The following is a 16,499-nucleotide window of genomic DNA, read 5'->3' as shown; positions in this document are numbered from 1 at the left end:
GACTCAATTTTAGTGCTGAAATAAAGGGGTGTGATTTACATCACTTATTGCAGCAATACGGCAATAAGTATCATTAAAAATAGAGTCAGAAAAATTAAATTTGTGGCAAATAAGCTATATCAGAAATTTTTATTTAATTTAACCTAAAGTCCTTCATTTGAATATTTGCTAAAAACTCATCACCTCAGACTCTTCACTTGAATTTTTGTCTAAAGTTTTTTACCTGAAATTTTATACTCTAAATAATTCAAATTGTAGCTGAGCGCAGCCAACACCCCTACAGTTTGTAGTTTTCGCCTAAAGTTCTTCACTTAAATTTTTATCTAAAGTTCTTTACCTGAAATTTTATACTCTAAATAATTCAAATTGTAGGTAGGCGGCAAGCGAGGACATCTCGGGGAGCATACACAAGTATGTGACCCGAGTAGCTGAGTGCAGCCAACACCCCTACAGTTTGTAATTATGACGAGTATAACCAACACCCCTACAGTTTGTAATTATGACGAGTATAACCATGCGGCGCCGCGCACCCCGCTCGAATCTCCATGCACCGCTTTTCGAATTGGCGTATCACACTCTCGACCAAACACCCAATTGCGAATTTTTTCTGGCAGCGCATCATACAAACTATCGACATTGCTCATTCCCCCGCCTAACACGATGACGTCGGGGTCCAGCATATTAATCGCTTGAGCCAGTGCTTTTGCTAAACGTGTTTGGTAGTGCTCCATTGCTATGGCGGCTTGTTTATTGCCTTCTTGCGCTAACTTAACAATTTCCAAACCTGTTTTTTGTTCCCCTGAAAGCTTTTTATAATCAGCGATGAAGCCTGTACCTGAAACAAATAACTCTGTACAACCTGTTAGGCCGCAGTAGCAAATCTCATCATCGAGAAATAATCTGTCTTTATCATCCTGCCAAGGTAGAGGATTGTGTCCCCATTCACCGGCAACTCCATTTCCACCTGAATGAACTTGCCCATTGATAGCAATTCCTGCGCCGCAACCGGTTCCAATAATGACGGCAAAAACAACTTTAGCGCCTGCGCCTGCACCATCGACCGCTTCAGAAACAGCAAGGCAATTAGCATCGTTTGCCACCTTTACTGGACGTTCAAGCAACTTAGACAAATCTGCATCAAAGTATTGCCCATTTAACCATGTTGAATTGGCATTTTTCACTTTCCCCGTCACAGGAGAAAGTGTCCCTGGAATTCCAACACCTACAGTACCTGTCATACCGGTTGCTGCTTCAGCCTCATTAACCAAGCCTACAATTGCATTCAATGTGGCTAAATAATCCCCCCGCGGGGTCGGTATACGCTTTCTAAACAAGGAGTCACCCGCATCATCTAATGCAATCACCTCTATTTTTGTGCCGCCTAAATCAATACCGATTCTCATTGTGACTCTCTCTTATTATCAATTTCACATATCATTGCCTATATACATTATTGATATCAATATGCAGAAAGTAAAATTGAGAGACGATTGATAAAATTAACTAAAAAGAAAGATAATTGCTAAATGACATTTTTTTTCGCTTAATAACTGACAATTCGCTATCATAGCTCCCGGCTATAACTGGCAATTTTTCAACAAAGGTAGGTTTTTCATGTGGTTCAAGAATATATTGGTCTATCGCCTAAATCGTGATTTGGCGCTCTCTGCAGATGATTTGGAAAGACAGCTTGCCCCGCTCGCCTATCAGCCATGTGGCAGTCAAGATATGATGAAAACAGGTTGGGTATCCCCTATGCGCGGTGCAGATGCACTGACTCATGCAGCAGGTAATCAAATTCTTATTTGTGCAAAAAAAGAAATGAAAATGCTGCCATCTCCTGTCATTAAGCAAGAATTACAAGATAAAATTGAAAAAATTGAAGCAGACCAAGGCCGTAAACTGAAAAAAACAGAGAAAGACGCCTTAAAAGATGAAGTCGTCCATACCTTACTGCCTCGTGCTTTCAGTAAATTTAGTAAAACTTACATTTGGATTGATACCGTCAATCAATTAATTATTGTCGATGCCGCAAGTGCCAAACGAGCTGAAGATAACCTAGCTTTATTACGTAAAAGCTTAGGTTCATTACCCGTTGTTCCTCTAACTTTTAAAGATCCTATTGAGCTCACACTCACTGAGTGGATCCGTTCTGGATCTTTACCTCAAGGTTTTGCCGTTATGGATGAGGCAGAGTTAAAGGCTATCTTAGAAGAAGGCGGTATTATCCGCTGTAAGAAACAAGATCTCATTTCAGATGAAATTGCGACCCATATTGAAGCGGGTAAACTCGTCACTAAATTAGCCATAGATTGGGAAGAAAGAATTCAATTTATGCTATCTGAAGATGGTTCTCTAAAAAGATTAAAATTCAGCGATACCTTAAAAGAACAAAATGACGATATTGGCAAAGAAGATTATGCGCAAAAATTTGATGCTGATTATATCTTAATGACTGGTGAATTGAGTGCGCTGATTGCTCGCTTAATCGATGCCCTTGGTGGCGAAGCCGAGCACTAGTTTTATCGTACCAGACTTTTGTGGTACCAATTATTTATCGCTCCATTTTCGCCCATCGAACTCATCTCACAATGGCAACTTACCTTAAACGTAAGTTGCCATTACTTTTTAGACACAACCTGCATAGCCATAAGGAAGTCATTGACTGGCAGTGCAATCTCTGGTTGATTGAATTATCGCTATATTCATCATGATACTAAATATAGAGCTGTTGCCTATATCGTTTCGAATTATGTTGTCTACATATAGCAACTTCATCGCAATGTTTTTATCCAAAAAAATAATAAATAAATTTCTCCATCATTGGAGTTGTGGTCAATATTCAATCGAAGGAAATGTTATGAAAGAACTCATTGAGCCTGAGGTGGATGAAAATTCCCTTGTCACACTGCAAAAAGTAACAGCAGACAATTTTTCTGAAATTTGCCTGTTAAGTCATACACTAAGTGAAGCACAACGCAACATGGTAGCTGATAATGCCTATTCAATGGTTGAAGCCCAATTTTCAAATTGTGCTTGGTACCGCGGTATATACGCCGATGATACGCCCGTTGGATTCATTATGCTGCATTCAGGTTTAGATGACGATGAGCTCGAATATAACGGCATCATGCTCTGGCGCTTTATGATTGCAGAGCCTTATCAAAAACTCGGTTTTGGCCGTGAAGCGTTAATTCAAGTGATCAGTTATTTGAAAAATAAAGGGTATCCACGTCTGTATAATAGCTGCGGAGAAGGCGAAGAAAGCCCATTTGAATTTTATAAAAAATTAGGATTCATACCAACAGGCAACTATGTTGATGATGAATGTGAACTGGTACTCGATATTGTTAGTTGGAAAAGCGATAAATAAACCGAAAGTTTAATAAATACAAAATTAAAATGGCGAGCATTAATACTCGCCATTTTGACTCACAATCACTATTTTTGAATTAAATAGCGAATTGTTGGCCCATCTTGTTGAATATCCAGCACGGTATAACCATAGTTTTTAGCATCTAGCGGAATATTATTAATTGATTGTGGGCAATCACTCACCACCTCCAATATTTCCCCAGACTTAAGCGATGGCATCGCTTCAAGTGTTGCCACGGCAGGATAAGGACAAGGTTCACCAACCATATCCAAGCGATAATCTGGAACTATATCTTTCTTATTCATAATGCCTCCACTGATGTGCTAACCGATTTTTGAGCACGCTTACGGAAAAAGTGTTTTTCCCACAACAACATCAAGGCGAAAGCGATGGCTAATAATAAGTAAGTCACGATTAAACCGCCTTCGGGACCAAATGTTTCAAGTAAATTGACCTTATCAAAGTCTGTTGCCAACCAAGGCGCCAAATCATCCCAATAATAAGCCAGGATTGTTGCGCCAATGATATTACCAAAACCGACCCACCAGTAATGAACTTGACCTTCAACAGCACGATACATCCAGCCAGTTTCACACCCCCCAGCCAGCACGATACCAAACCCAAACAGCAATCCACCAATAACCGCATTCGGACCTGCCCAAAGTATTTTTGGCGTCGCACCTAATTGTACGTAGCTAAAAATACCAATGGCACTAACCGCCATGCCGATAATAATGGCTTTTGCCATATGCGTACGTCCGGTGATCCATAAATCACGGAAAGCGGAAGTAAAACAAATTTGAGCGCGTTCAATCAATAGACCGAAACCAATTCCACATAATATCGCAAAGCCCATTACAGGCGCGTCGAATAAAGTATAAAGACCCCACGCCATTGATAAAGTGAAAACAATCATGCCTAATCTGAAACGTCTTTTAGCAACATCCTGTCTTTGCGTCAAAGGTGACGCTGCGCTAACTTTTTGCAGCTTAACGGGAATTCTAAACATGGGCATTAATGTAAATTTTGCACCAAAATAAGAACCTGCCGCAGTAGCCACTGCAAAATACCACGCATGCAAAGAAAACTGAGGGATCCCAGTAAAAAATGCCGCTAAATTACACCCCATTGCTAGGCGTGCACCAAAGCCTGCAATAATTCCACCAATAATCGCCTGAAAAATCCTAATTCGATGTTGAGGCATACGCAATTTAACGTTATTCGCCCATAGTGCTGCCGCAATACATCCTGCAAACATACCGATGATCATCACACCATCAATTCGATCTAGCGGGCTTCCTTCAAAACCAATAACTTTAAAATAGCCCCAGTTTTGTGGCTCAGCACCGAATAGTTGAAGAACGTGTCCACCCCAACGTGTGAATTCACCCGTAACAGCCCAGAAAGTGCCAGTAAGTCCAAAATAATAAGTAGACAAAATACCTGCGGCAATAACAGCAGGAAGGGGTTTCCAAAAAGCGATGAGATAGCGAGATTTGAACTCAAACCAAGTCATTGTAACTTCCAATTCATTCATACCAGAACCTGGCAAAGAATTTCGCTGTTGTATAAATGTGTTACATAACACCCCCACAGCGAAGAGGTGCACATCATACTCCGATTAGTAATTTCGTGAAGAATAAATATCACAAAGTGTTTAAAAATATTGCTCAATTGGATGTACATCAAAGATTGCCAATCACTTCATTCATTTTTACTCACATACTGTTAGTATTTTGAGTTCAAACTAACATAACTAATGAGAAAATCGCCTTCAATGATATTGATCTCGATTATAAAAAGAGAATAAATTACAAAAATATAATGGTAATAGAAAATATCGTTAATCACGATTTTTTTGCAAAAAAAAGCGTTATCTTTTAGATAACGCTGGAAATGTAGTCTTATTTTATTTATAGAGGAGTATAATATGAAACTGCCGTTTTACGGCATTGCTTGCTATGCGTAGTCTGAAGTCAGCCCATTGACCCCAGTAATAACATTTAACTTAATAAGTACTATGCTTTATTTGAAATACAGCTCGACACATAAATTGAGCAAAATTATCTATTTTAATATAAAGTCTCATTTAAATTACATTAAGACTTTATTCATTCCCTAGCATAAGTAAATTTCAAAAATAAACATTTCAATATTAGCAAGTATTAAAAAGTGTTTCTAAATGTTATTGATTGCATTATAACGCAACAATTATGTTGCGCAAGTGTTTTTTAAAATCACCAAAAACCACCAAAAACAAAACAAAAATACTTAAAAATCAATATAATACAAACTAAGCAATCGAATAAATCATTTATTTAAAATAATTATAGTCATTAATATAATTTTAACTAAAAAAATTATATTGAGTAATAAATTAATTTTTTAATTAAAATAATTTATGTTAAGTAGAGCTTGAAAATAATGTCACCTGCTTCCTTTGTTTTCAAAATTATATTAATAAGCATAAATTAAACTTACCCTTTAAATGGATTTTTACTTAGTTAATACCGCATCTTCTTTCTGTTTTTTCATAAAGAATAATATTAAATTTATTTTATCCTTATAAAAATCAAACATTTTTAGACTATCTATACAGATGATTTATTTTATTTGACCAAGTATTAATACTTATAAATTATCGCGCTAACACATACCCTTACTTATTAAATGGTTTATTTTTCATTATCACTTTCCATACAATCAAACCAATAATATAGGCATCGATAGAATTTAAATCTCTCATAACGCTAATTTTAAAACAAAGAAATAACAGATAGGGATTAGAAATTTTTAATAATTTAACAATAAATGCATTAAAATATAATGACTTGGATTTCAGTTTAATATTAGTAATAGACTCGAAATTTCATTTTTCATTATTAAGTTTAATAATACAAATCATTTTTCTTGATACCACCACTTTAAATACTCATATAAAGAGTGAGAAATTCAATAACTTTTATATTGAACTATCTTTTAGTGCCCACTATAAGTTATTAAAATACAAGGAAGCATTGCATATTTAACAAAGCAATAAAAAAATAGCAGACTTACTAGTGAATGGTCTCTTTCGTTCTTCTAACCTAATGAGATTTGAACTCAGGATTGGAAAAAATAGGAATAAACTAACTTGTTATTAACTAAAAATAAAACGCGCCTTATATCTATCATTTTAAGTGAAAAACACACTAAAATTTAGAAACAAGACGCGCAATAAAAAATATAATTCTATTTGTCATACTATGACTACGGTGCTATGACTTATTTAGAAGAAACCGCTTCCATACCAACCAAACCAATCTTAAGGTAGCCTGATTGACGCAATGCATTCATCACATCCATCATTGTTTCATAATCAACGCTCTTATCCGCTTGGAAAAAGATTGTTGTTTCTTTATTGGTATTTGTTGCTTGGTCTAGCATTGCAGAAAGCTGCTCTTTTGATACCGCTTGATCACCAATAAATAACTGATTATCAGCTTTAACTGTCAGAAATACAGGTTTCTCTGGACGCGGTTGTGGTTTCGCCGTCGAGGCTGGCAAATCAACTTTAATATCGACCGTCGCCAAAGGCGCTGCAACCATAAAGATAATCAGCAAAACTAACATAACATCAATAAAAGGTGTTACGTTGATTTCATGCATTTCACCACTGTCATCTTGCTCGTCACCTAAACGCATTGCCATAATCGTTACCTTGCTTTGCTATTGGCCAGATCGAGATCGCGACCAAGTAATAATGCGGCTTGTGCAGCGGTATCACCAACTTGACCACGGTAGTTATTAATCATTCGGGCAAAAATATTGTAAATAACAACCGCAGGAATAGCAGCGATAAGTCCAATTGCAGTTGCCAATAAAGCCTCGGCAATACCCGGAGCAACAACAGCAAGGTTAGTTGTCTGTGAATGAGCAATCCCAATAAAGCTATTCATGATCCCCCAGACAGTACCAAATAACCCCACAAATGGAGAGATTGCACCTATTGTTGCTAAATAACCATTACCGCGCCCCATATAACGGCTAATTGCCGCTACAGCTCTTTCAAGTCTAAATGCTGTACGCTCTTTAGTACCTGATAAATCAGTACTATTTACTGAAAGTGTTCTTTCAGATACGGCTTCGTTTAATAGCATACGAGTAATACTATTCGCTTTAAAACCATCGGCAATACTCACTGCTTCATCGAGTGATTTAACTTGTGCGATAGCTTTAGTCTCGTCTTTCAAACGGCGACGAGCAATTAAAATTTCAATACCTTTAGAGAAGAACAGAGCCCAAGTAATCACAGATGCGATAACTAAACCAATCATCACTGTTTTAACAACGTTATCTGCGTTTTGGTACATACCCCAAACTGATAAGTCTTTATCAAACCCACCAAGTTGATTTTCTGTCGCAATTTCAATACTTTCACTAACAACAGTATTGCTCTCTACCGCACCTGAATTAGGTGCTATTGAAGGTGCAGGTGCAATCTCAGCATTTGGTGAAGTTGTTGGTGTGGAAGTGGGTGTAGCCGAATTATTAGAAGGCGATGTTGACGGTGTATTCTGAGCTGCAGCAGGTGCTGTTGCTGGGGCAGTTTCAGCGACTGCCGTTCCCATCAAGCCAATCGCCAATAGAATAGAAGCTGTTAGTTTACGCATCAGTTGGCCTTTACTCTCTTCTTTAGTGTTGTATAAAAAAATTCATATCGATGATTGTGCCATTCATCGACTAACCTTTAAAAGCGAAATTTGATTCTCACTCTATATCTCTTTTAAAAAGACGAGCAGATGATATCAAACATAGCGCGAATTGATAGTAATTATCATTAGTATTCGCGATTTTTTTACTATTTTTTGTTTTCCAACCAATAAGCCCTCGCCGATGATGAGGTTATTTGAGTTATTACCTAACACATTCAAAATAGACAAAACTAATCATTCTTTAAACATTTTATATTACATACCACCTGATTATATATTTATTCTAAGTAATTCAATCTGTAGGTAGGCACACCTTGAGGAGCATACACAAGTATGTGACCCGAGTAGCTGAGCGCTGCCAACAACCCTACAGGTTGAAGTATGAAGAGTATAAGTATGAAGAATAATCAAGTTGCGACATAACCCTTGCACTCATCTAAGCAAATCATTTAACTTCAATATATTAAATAGCCACCTCTAAAACAATTTAGGATAAAGGAAGGTATATTACATGGCAAAAATTAGACCTGAAACGCAATTAGTTAATCTGGGTAGAAACCCTAAATATACTCAAAAAGGGGTTAATCCTATTATCCAAAGAACCTCTTCTGTTATTTTTAGCTCTCTAGAAGAAAAACGACATGCGACTCGCCATCGTGCTGATGGGGTACTTTTTTATGGTCGCCGTGGTACCCAAACACATTTTGCTTTCCAAGAAGCAATGGCTGAGCTGGAGTGTGGTGCGGGGAGTGCGCTTTATCCTTCTGGTGCAGCAGCAATTACTAATGCCATATTATCATTTGTCTCAACGGGCGATCACATCTTAGTGACGGGTTCTGCATACGATCCTACACAAAATTTTTGTGACAAAATGCTCACAAAACTCAATATTGAAACAACCTACTTTGATCCTTTAATTGGCGCTAACATCACCAGTCTTATTCGCCCTAATACTCGCATTGTCTTTTTGGAATCGCCAGGTTCTATCACCATGGAAGTTCATGACATTCCCGCTATTGTTAAGGCCATTCGTGATAAATCGCCTGAAATCATTATTATGATTGATAATACTTGGGCTGCGGGTGTATTACTTAAACCGTTATTATTAGGTGTCGATATTTCTATTCAGTCTGCGACTAAATATATTAATGGCCACTCCGATGGCATGTTAGGGGTCGCGGTCGCAAATGAACGTTGCCTCGAAGCATTGCGTGAAAACTCTTACCTTTTAGGTCAAACCGCTGATCCTGATACGGTTTATATGGCAGGAAGAGGACTCCACACATTAGCCACTCGCTTAAAACAACATGAAACGAATAGTTTAATCGTTGCTAATTGGCTTGCTAAGCACTCCGAAGTTGAACAAGTTTTTCACCCCGCATTGCCAACTTCACCAGGGCACGAATTCTTTGCCCGTGATTTTGCTGGCTGTAATGGGCTCTTTTCTTTTCAACTAAAAGATCGTTTATCAACAGAACAATTCAGTGCATTTTTAGATAATTTCACCCATTTTAAAATGGGTTATTCATGGGGAGGCTATGAATCGCTTATTTTAGGTTATCAAAAAGAAGATTTATTGAGTATGCGTCAATATGATTTCAAACCCAATGACGGTACATTTTTCCGTATTCACGTTGGCCTTGAACATCCACAAGACTTGATTGATGATTTACAATTGGCATTTGAACGACTCTAACCATTAAAACTATCAATGCGTTTATTCACACTATTGTTGACAACAATTCATCAATGATAGTGTGTAATATCCAATAACATATTTATCTTCAAATAACCTAATAACCCAAACAAATCAAACCCACGATATTTTTTTCCTGTAAGATAGTTTAAGAATTGGCTTTTATGTAAAAACAGGAACAATTATGGAAGTCCTACGCGAAATCGTACAGGCACTTTGGCACCACGATTTCCTTAAACTATCCAACCCTGAAGTCCTTTGGGTTATTTATACCGTACTCTTTGTTGTCATTGTTTTAGAAAATGGCGTTCTTCCTGCCGCTTTTCTTCCCGGTGATACTCTACTTATTCTTTCTGGCGCATTAATTGCAAAAGGTGTTCTACACTTTATCCCCACTGTTTTATTGCTAGCAACGGCGGCAAGCCTTGGCTGCTGGCTTGGTTTTCTACAGGGAAGATGGCTAAGTGACACTAAAACGGTCAAGCGCTGGTTATCTCAAATACCGGAAGAATATCATGCGAAAGCAAATAATATGTTTAATAAACAAGGGCTTTACGCACTACTTATTGGGCGATTTTTAGCTTTTGTTCGTACACTATTACCTGTACTTGCGGGCCTTTCCGACTTAAGTCACCGCCGTTTCCAATTATTCAATTGGTTAAGTGGTTTATTGTGGGTCGGTATTATTGTCACGCTAGGCTATGCCTTAAATCAAATTCCATTTGTAAAACAACATGAACAAATCGTTATTAGTGCATTAATGATTATCCCCGTCGTGTTGCTACTCGCAGGGTTAATTGGTTCGATAGTCATGTACTGGAAACATCGCAAAGCACTCAATAAAAAAGAAAGCTAATCAAAAATTAGCTGTCTACTATTTTTTATATCCCGATCGTACATAAAAAAACCTCAGTTGTTTTTCAACAACTGAGGCTATCATCAGCATCACAGTAATTATTTAATTAATGCGTGCATCTCTTGTACGGAAATCACTTTTTCGGTTGGGTCTGCACTTAAAGACATCGTTGTCGCAAAACCACCATTTAACGTGGTGTCATAATGCACTTTATATTGCAGCGCGCTACGGCGGATCAATTTAGAATCTTCAATAGCTTGACGACCTGCGGTGGTGTTAACAATGTAATCGTACTCACCATTTTTGATCCTGTCTTGAATATGCGGACGACCTTCATGAACTTTGTTAACTAAGCGCGGGTTAATACCAGCCTCACCCAGCACAATCGCCGTTCCATGCGTCGCATCTAATTCAAAGCCATGTTTCAGCAATTTAGCCGCTAAATCAACCACGCGAGTTTTATCGCCTTCACGTACTGATAGCAGTGCGCGACCCGATTTTTTCATCGTAGAACTGCTACCTAACATCGCTTTAGCAAATGCTTCTGCAAAAGTACGCCCCACCCCCATCACTTCACCGGTCGAGCGCATTTCAGGACCAAGAATTGGGTCTACACCTTGGAATTTATTGAATGGTAACACCACTTCTTTGACTGAATAGTAAGGTGGAATAATTTCTTTAGTGACACCTTGCTGTGCCAATGTTTGGCCGACCATGACACGCGCTGCTACTTTGGCTAAAGGTACTCCTGTTGCTTTAGACACAAATGGCACCGTTCTAGCTGCACGAGGGTTAACTTCAATCAGATATACTTCGTTATTTTTGACTGCAAATTGAACATTCATCAGCCCACGAACACGTAACTCAAATGCAAGATTACGCACTTGTTCACGCATTACATCCTGAATTTCTTGACTCAATGTGTAAGCGGGTAATGAACATGCTGAGTCGCCAGAGTGGACCCCTGCTTGCTCAATATGCTCCATAATACCGCCGATAAGCACCATTTCACCGTCACAAATTGCGTCGACGTCAACTTCAACCGCATCATCTAAGAAACGGTCAAGTAAGACTGGTGCATCATTCGATACACTCACCGCATTTTGGAAATAACGACGTAAATCAATCTCATCGTACACAATTTCCATTGCACGACCGCCAAGAACATAAGAAGGGCGAACGACTAGTGGATAGCCTATTCCAACGGCTTTTTCAACCGCTTGTTCGATAGTCGCAACCGTTGCATTTTGTGGTTGTTTCAGATTTAAGCGATTTACGGCTTGCTGGAAACGTTCACGGTCTTCTGCGCGGTCTATCGCATCAGGGCTCGTACCAATAATTGGTACACCGGCCGCTTCGAGTGCACGTGCTAATTTCAGTGGCGTTTGTCCACCATATTGCACGATTACCCCTTTTGGCTGCTCAATACGTACTATTTCTAATACATCTTCAAGGGTTACTGATTCGAAATAGAGACGGTCTGAAGTGTCGTAGTCTGTTGAAACCGTTTCAGGGTTACAGTTAACCATGATGGTTTCATAACCATCTTCACGTAATGCAAGCGAAGCGTGAACACAGCAGTAATCAAATTCAATCCCTTGACCAATACGGTTTGGACCACCACCAAGCACCATTATTTTAGGTTTATCATTGTTTGGGTTAGATTCGCACTCTTCTTCATAAGTTGAATACATGTAAGCGGTATCAGTAGAAAATTCCGCAGCACAGGTATCAACTCGCTTATAAACTGGATGCAAGTCATAACTTTGACGAAGTTTACGCAATTCTGCCTCAGAAACACCGACTAATTTAGCCAGACGTTCATCAGCGAAACCTTTGCGCTTCAAACCACGTAAAAACTCTTTTGTCAGCCCGTTAATACCTTCTTCTGCCACTTGCTCTTCAAGGCGAACAAGCTCTTCAATTTGAACTAAGAACCAGCGGTCTATATTTGTTAAATTGAAAATACCATCGACAGATAAGCCTGCACGGAATGCATCAGCCACATACCAAATACGCTCAGCGCCAGCTTCTTTTAGCTCACGACGGATACGTGTTAATGCTTCTGGGTCATCTAAGCTGACTTTCGGATCAAAACCTGTTGCGCCAACTTCTAGTCCACGTAATGCTTTTTGCATTGATTCCTGGAATGTACGGCCAATCGCCATAACTTCACCGACTGATTTCATCTGCGTCGTTAAACGGTCATTTGTACCCGCAAATTTCTCAAAATTAAACCGTGGGATTTTGGTCACAACATAGTCAATTGAAGGCTCAAATGATGCAGGCGTACGACCACCTGTAATATCATTCATTAGTTCATCAAGGGTGTAACCTACTGCCAATTTTGCGGCAATTTTCGCAATTGGGAAGCCTGTGGCTTTAGAAGCTAAAGCAGATGAGCGGGATACACGTGGATTCATCTCAATCACAATTAAGCGCCCATCTTTTGGGTTAACTGAGAATTGAACGTTAGAGCCACCTGTTTCTACACCAATTTCGCGTAACACTGCCATCGAGGCATCACGCATGATTTGGTATTCTTTGTCTGTTAGTGTTTGAGCGGGGGCAACGGTAATTGAGTCACCGGTATGGATCCCCATGGCATCAAAGTTTTCAATCGAGCAGACAATAATGCAGTTGTCGTTTTTATCACGGACAACTTCCATTTCGTATTCTTTCCAACCAATTAATGATTCATCAATTAGCAATTCATTAGTTGGTGAGAGATCAAGACCACGAGTACAAATTTCTTCAAACTCTTCACGGTTATAAGCGATACCACCACCTGTGCCGCCCATTGTAAACGAAGGTCGAATGATACAAGGAAATCCAACATCATCAGCGACGGCGTAAGCTTCTTCCATATTATGAGCAAAGCCCGAACGTGCCGTTCCCAGACCAATTTTTTTCATCGCTTTATCAAAGCGCTGGCGATCTTCTGCTTTATCAATCGCATCTGCGGTGGCGCCAATCATCGTTACGCCAAACTCAGCAAGCACACCTTTACGCTCAAGCTCAAGAGCACAATTGAGTGCAGTTTGTCCGCCCATTGTGGGTAAAACCGCATCTGGACGTTCTTTTTCAATGATTTTACGTACCACTTCCCAATGGATTGGCTCGATATAAGTCGCATCAGCCATTTCAGGATCAGTCATGATTGTCGCAGGATTTGAGTTAACTAAGATAACTCGATAACCTTCTTCGCGTAGTGCTTTACACGCTTGGGCTCCTGAATAGTCGAATTCACATGCTTGGCCGATAACAATTGGGCCTGCACCTAAAATCAGAATGCTTTTTATATCTGTACGTTTTCCCACTTTCTTGCTCCCAATTATTGTACGTTTTGGCCTGATGTGTTCTTACGATATTCGTTTATCAAATCAATGAAGTGATCAAATAAATTCTCTGCATCATGTGGCCCTGAGCTTGCTTCTGGGTGACCTTGGAAACTAAATGCAGGTTTATCTGTGCGGTGAATACCTTGTAGCGTTCCATCAAACAATGATTTATGTGTCACACGCAACGTATCGGGTAGCGTTGTTTCATCAACAGCAAAACCATGGTTTTGAGCCGTAATCATCACAACATTTCTATCTAAATCTTTAACGGGGTGGTTAGCACCGTGATGTCCAAATTTCATTTTGATAGTGTCAGCACCACTTGCGAGTGCTAATAACTGATGCCCTAAGCAAATACCAAATACAGGAATTTCTGTTTCAAGAAATTGCCTAATTGCATTAATCGCATAGTCACAAGGCGCTGGGTCTCCAGGTCCGTTGGATAAAAAGATCCCATCTGGATTCATTGCTAATACTGTTTCTGCGGGTGTTGTAGCTGGCACCACAGTTAAGCGGCAACCACGGTCAACCAACATACGTAGGATGTTACGTTTTGCACCAAAATCATAAGCCACTACATGTAGAGGTAAATCTTCAGCTTTCTTAGCAGCCAGCTGCCCATCTTCAAGGTTCCAAGAGTTCTGCGTCCAAGTATAAATTTCTTTGGTACACACCTCTTTGGCTAAATCTAATCCATTGAGACCTGAAAATCCGCGCGCTTTCTCAAGTGCAAGTGCAACATCCGGATTATCCCCTGCGATAATACAACCGTTTTGCGCCCCTTTCTCTCTCAACAAACGTGTCAGTTTGCGGGTATCGATATCAGCAATGGCAACAACATTATGACGCTTCAGATATTCCGACAGGCCTTCCTGACCACGAAAGTTACTATAAACTAATGGTAAGTCACGAATTATCAAACCTTGAGCATGTACATTTGGAGATTCTTCGTCATCAGCGTTGGTGCCGACATTACCAATATGGGGATAAGTGAGAGTAACAATTTGGCGGGAATAGGAAGGGTCAGTAATTATTTCTTGGTAACCGGTCATTGATGTATTGAAAACGACTTCTCCAATAGCGGCCCCTTCAGCACCGATGGCGCGCCCGTGGAATTGGGTTCCGTCTTCCAGAACCAATATAGCTGACTTTATCAAAACACCCTCCAGAGAATAATAAATCATAATTACTGCATATTAATTCAGATTTTGCGATCTAAATCAATGCCAAAATGAGTTTTTAATCATATTTTTGGCAAATTGCGCGAATTCTAATGATGTGTTGAGGTCTTGTCTAGAAAAAAATGCATTTTTTACAATTCTATCTTATCTTTTTGCTTGTTTACCTATTTTTTAGTTACATGAGCATTAAAACTAGCACTCATAGTGAATAAGTAAACGGTTGCGATATAAGATAATTGAATAATTAATGATAACCTAGCTTAAAGTTAGAATAAAGTGCAATTAATGAGTAAACCGAAGGGGAAAAATAGATATATCTTTATAAAATACAGGTTATGACAATAAATATATTACAATACAGCGTTATCAAGCCAATGATAACTCATTAGCCTGATTTTAATGTGATTATATATAATTAAAAATTACAAATCATCAAGACTCAAGACATCTTTCATATCATATAAACCACTTTTTTTAGAGCTTACCCACCCAGACGCTCGAATTGCCCCTTTTGCAAAGGTCATACGGCTAGAAGCCTTGTGACTTATCTCAACGCGCTCACCTATATCTGCAAACATCACTGTGTGCTCACCGACAATATCTCCCGCTCTCACTGTAGCAAAGCCAATTGTGCCCGCTTCACGCTCACCTGTGTAACCTTCTCTCGCATACACCGCACAACTATTAAGATCTTTACCTAATGCACTCGCAATAGATTCCCCCATTGCAAGTGCAGTCCCTGACGGTGCATCCACTTTATGGCGGTGATGAGCTTCGATAATTTCAATGTCAGTATAATCACCCATTACCTTGGCTGCTTTTTCGAGTAATTTTAGAACAACATTAACACCAACACTGAAATTAGCAGCAAATACGATGGGGATCACTTTAGCGGCATCTGCAATAGCCTGTTTACCTGATTCATCAAATCCTGTCGTACCAATTACCATCGATTTTTGGTGTGCTTGGCAAAAAGCGAGATAGAGCAAAGTGCCTTCAGGGCGAGTAAAATCAATGACCACATCAAAGTCATTAACGACTTTATCGAGAGAATCAACAATCACAACACCTAAATGCCCAATACCCGCTAACTCGCCGGCATCAACACCAACAAGAGAAGAACCTTCACGCTCTATCGCCGCGCCTAATCGAATGCCTTCTTGCTCTTGTGCTGCTTGAATTAATTGGCGTCCCATACGACCACCAGCACCGACAATCGCAACACGTACCGTTGAATCTGTCATTTGCAATCCTTTAATAATTATTGATGCGAAAATTATGACCAAACCCTATAAATATAAATAATGACTAACCAGTTAAGATAATCAAAACTTTATATTTACTTAAAATTTGTT

Annotated in this window: 12 protein-coding genes; 4 read left to right on the top strand and 8 right to left on the bottom strand. The window is 39.2% G+C overall.

Features of this window, described 5'->3' with window-relative positions; translation table 11 throughout:
• Window positions 1–497: 497 nt before the first annotated feature.
• Window positions 498–1,403, bottom strand: a complete 906-nt coding sequence (gene mak, locus AAZR93_RS18955; protein WP_434720741.1) for a fructokinase — start codon at window positions 1,401–1,403, stop codon at window positions 498–500.
• A gap of 211 nt (window positions 1,404–1,614) precedes the next feature.
• Between mak and rdgC the strand changes: the two genes are divergently transcribed.
• Both rdgC and AAZR93_RS18945 read left to right on the top strand, forming a co-directional pair.
• Window positions 1,615–2,520, top strand: a complete 906-nt coding sequence (rdgC, locus tag AAZR93_RS18950) for a recombination-associated protein RdgC (RefSeq protein ID WP_294108351.1) — start codon at window positions 1,615–1,617, stop codon at window positions 2,518–2,520.
• Between the two features lie 340 nt (window positions 2,521–2,860).
• Window positions 2,861–3,373, top strand: coding sequence for a GNAT family N-acetyltransferase (locus AAZR93_RS18945; RefSeq protein WP_434720740.1), 513 nt, complete (start codon window positions 2,861–2,863; stop codon window positions 3,371–3,373).
• Between the two features lie 68 nt (window positions 3,374–3,441).
• On the opposite strand, the gene yedF is transcribed toward AAZR93_RS18945, so the two are convergent.
• The 4 genes from yedF to exbB form a co-directional block, all read right to left on the bottom strand.
• The gene (yedF, locus tag AAZR93_RS18940; protein ID WP_294108346.1) at window positions 3,442–3,681 is read right to left on the bottom strand and encodes a sulfurtransferase-like selenium metabolism protein YedF; all 240 of its coding nucleotides are present in this window, start codon (window positions 3,679–3,681) and stop codon (window positions 3,442–3,444) included.
• Window positions 3,678–4,892: a selenium metabolism membrane protein YedE/FdhT gene (gene yedE, locus AAZR93_RS18935; RefSeq protein ID WP_434720778.1), complete on the bottom strand. Its 1,215-nt coding sequence runs from the start codon at window positions 4,890–4,892 to the stop codon at window positions 3,678–3,680. Before yedE ends, yedF begins: the two co-directional genes overlap by 4 nt.
• A gap of 1,748 nt (window positions 4,893–6,640) precedes the next feature.
• Window positions 6,641–7,066, bottom strand: coding sequence for a TonB system transport protein ExbD (gene exbD / locus AAZR93_RS18930; protein ID WP_294108344.1), 426 nt, complete (start codon window positions 7,064–7,066; stop codon window positions 6,641–6,643).
• 5 nt (window positions 7,067–7,071) lie between these two features.
• On the bottom strand, window positions 7,072–8,028 hold the full coding sequence (gene exbB, locus AAZR93_RS18925) for a tonB-system energizer ExbB (protein ID WP_434720739.1): 957 nt from the start codon (window positions 8,026–8,028) through the stop codon (window positions 7,072–7,074).
• Between the two features lie 553 nt (window positions 8,029–8,581).
• On the opposite strand from exbB, the gene metC reads away from it, so the two are divergent.
• Together metC and AAZR93_RS18915 are read left to right on the top strand one after the other, a co-directional pair.
• On the top strand, window positions 8,582–9,766 hold the full coding sequence (gene metC, locus AAZR93_RS18920; RefSeq protein ID WP_434720738.1) for a cystathionine beta-lyase: 1,185 nt from the start codon (window positions 8,582–8,584) through the stop codon (window positions 9,764–9,766).
• Between the two features lie 184 nt (window positions 9,767–9,950).
• Entirely contained in the window at window positions 9,951–10,622 is a 672-nt protein-coding gene (locus AAZR93_RS18915) for a DedA family protein (protein ID WP_294108336.1), read from the top strand.
• A gap of 98 nt (window positions 10,623–10,720) precedes the next feature.
• Here the strand turns inward: AAZR93_RS18915 and carB are convergent, their stop codons facing one another.
• The 3 genes from carB to dapB form a co-directional block, all read right to left on the bottom strand.
• Window positions 10,721–13,942 (bottom strand): carbamoyl-phosphate synthase large subunit, encoded by a 3,222-nt coding sequence (gene carB, locus AAZR93_RS18910; protein WP_434720737.1) that lies wholly within the window; start codon window positions 13,940–13,942, stop codon window positions 10,721–10,723.
• Between the two features lie 14 nt (window positions 13,943–13,956).
• Window positions 13,957–15,120: a glutamine-hydrolyzing carbamoyl-phosphate synthase small subunit gene (gene carA, locus AAZR93_RS18905; protein WP_434720736.1), complete on the bottom strand. Its 1,164-nt coding sequence runs from the start codon at window positions 15,118–15,120 to the stop codon at window positions 13,957–13,959.
• A gap of 446 nt (window positions 15,121–15,566) precedes the next feature.
• On the bottom strand, window positions 15,567–16,388 hold the full coding sequence (gene dapB / locus AAZR93_RS18900; RefSeq protein WP_294108330.1) for a 4-hydroxy-tetrahydrodipicolinate reductase: 822 nt from the start codon (window positions 16,386–16,388) through the stop codon (window positions 15,567–15,569).
• Window positions 16,389–16,499 lie beyond the last annotated feature (111 nt).

It is taken from the genome of Providencia sp. Je.9.19 (assembly GCF_051129765.1).
Classification (GTDB): domain Bacteria; phylum Pseudomonadota; class Gammaproteobacteria; order Enterobacterales; family Enterobacteriaceae; genus Providencia.
This window is presented reverse-complemented; position numbering and strand designations above follow the sequence as displayed.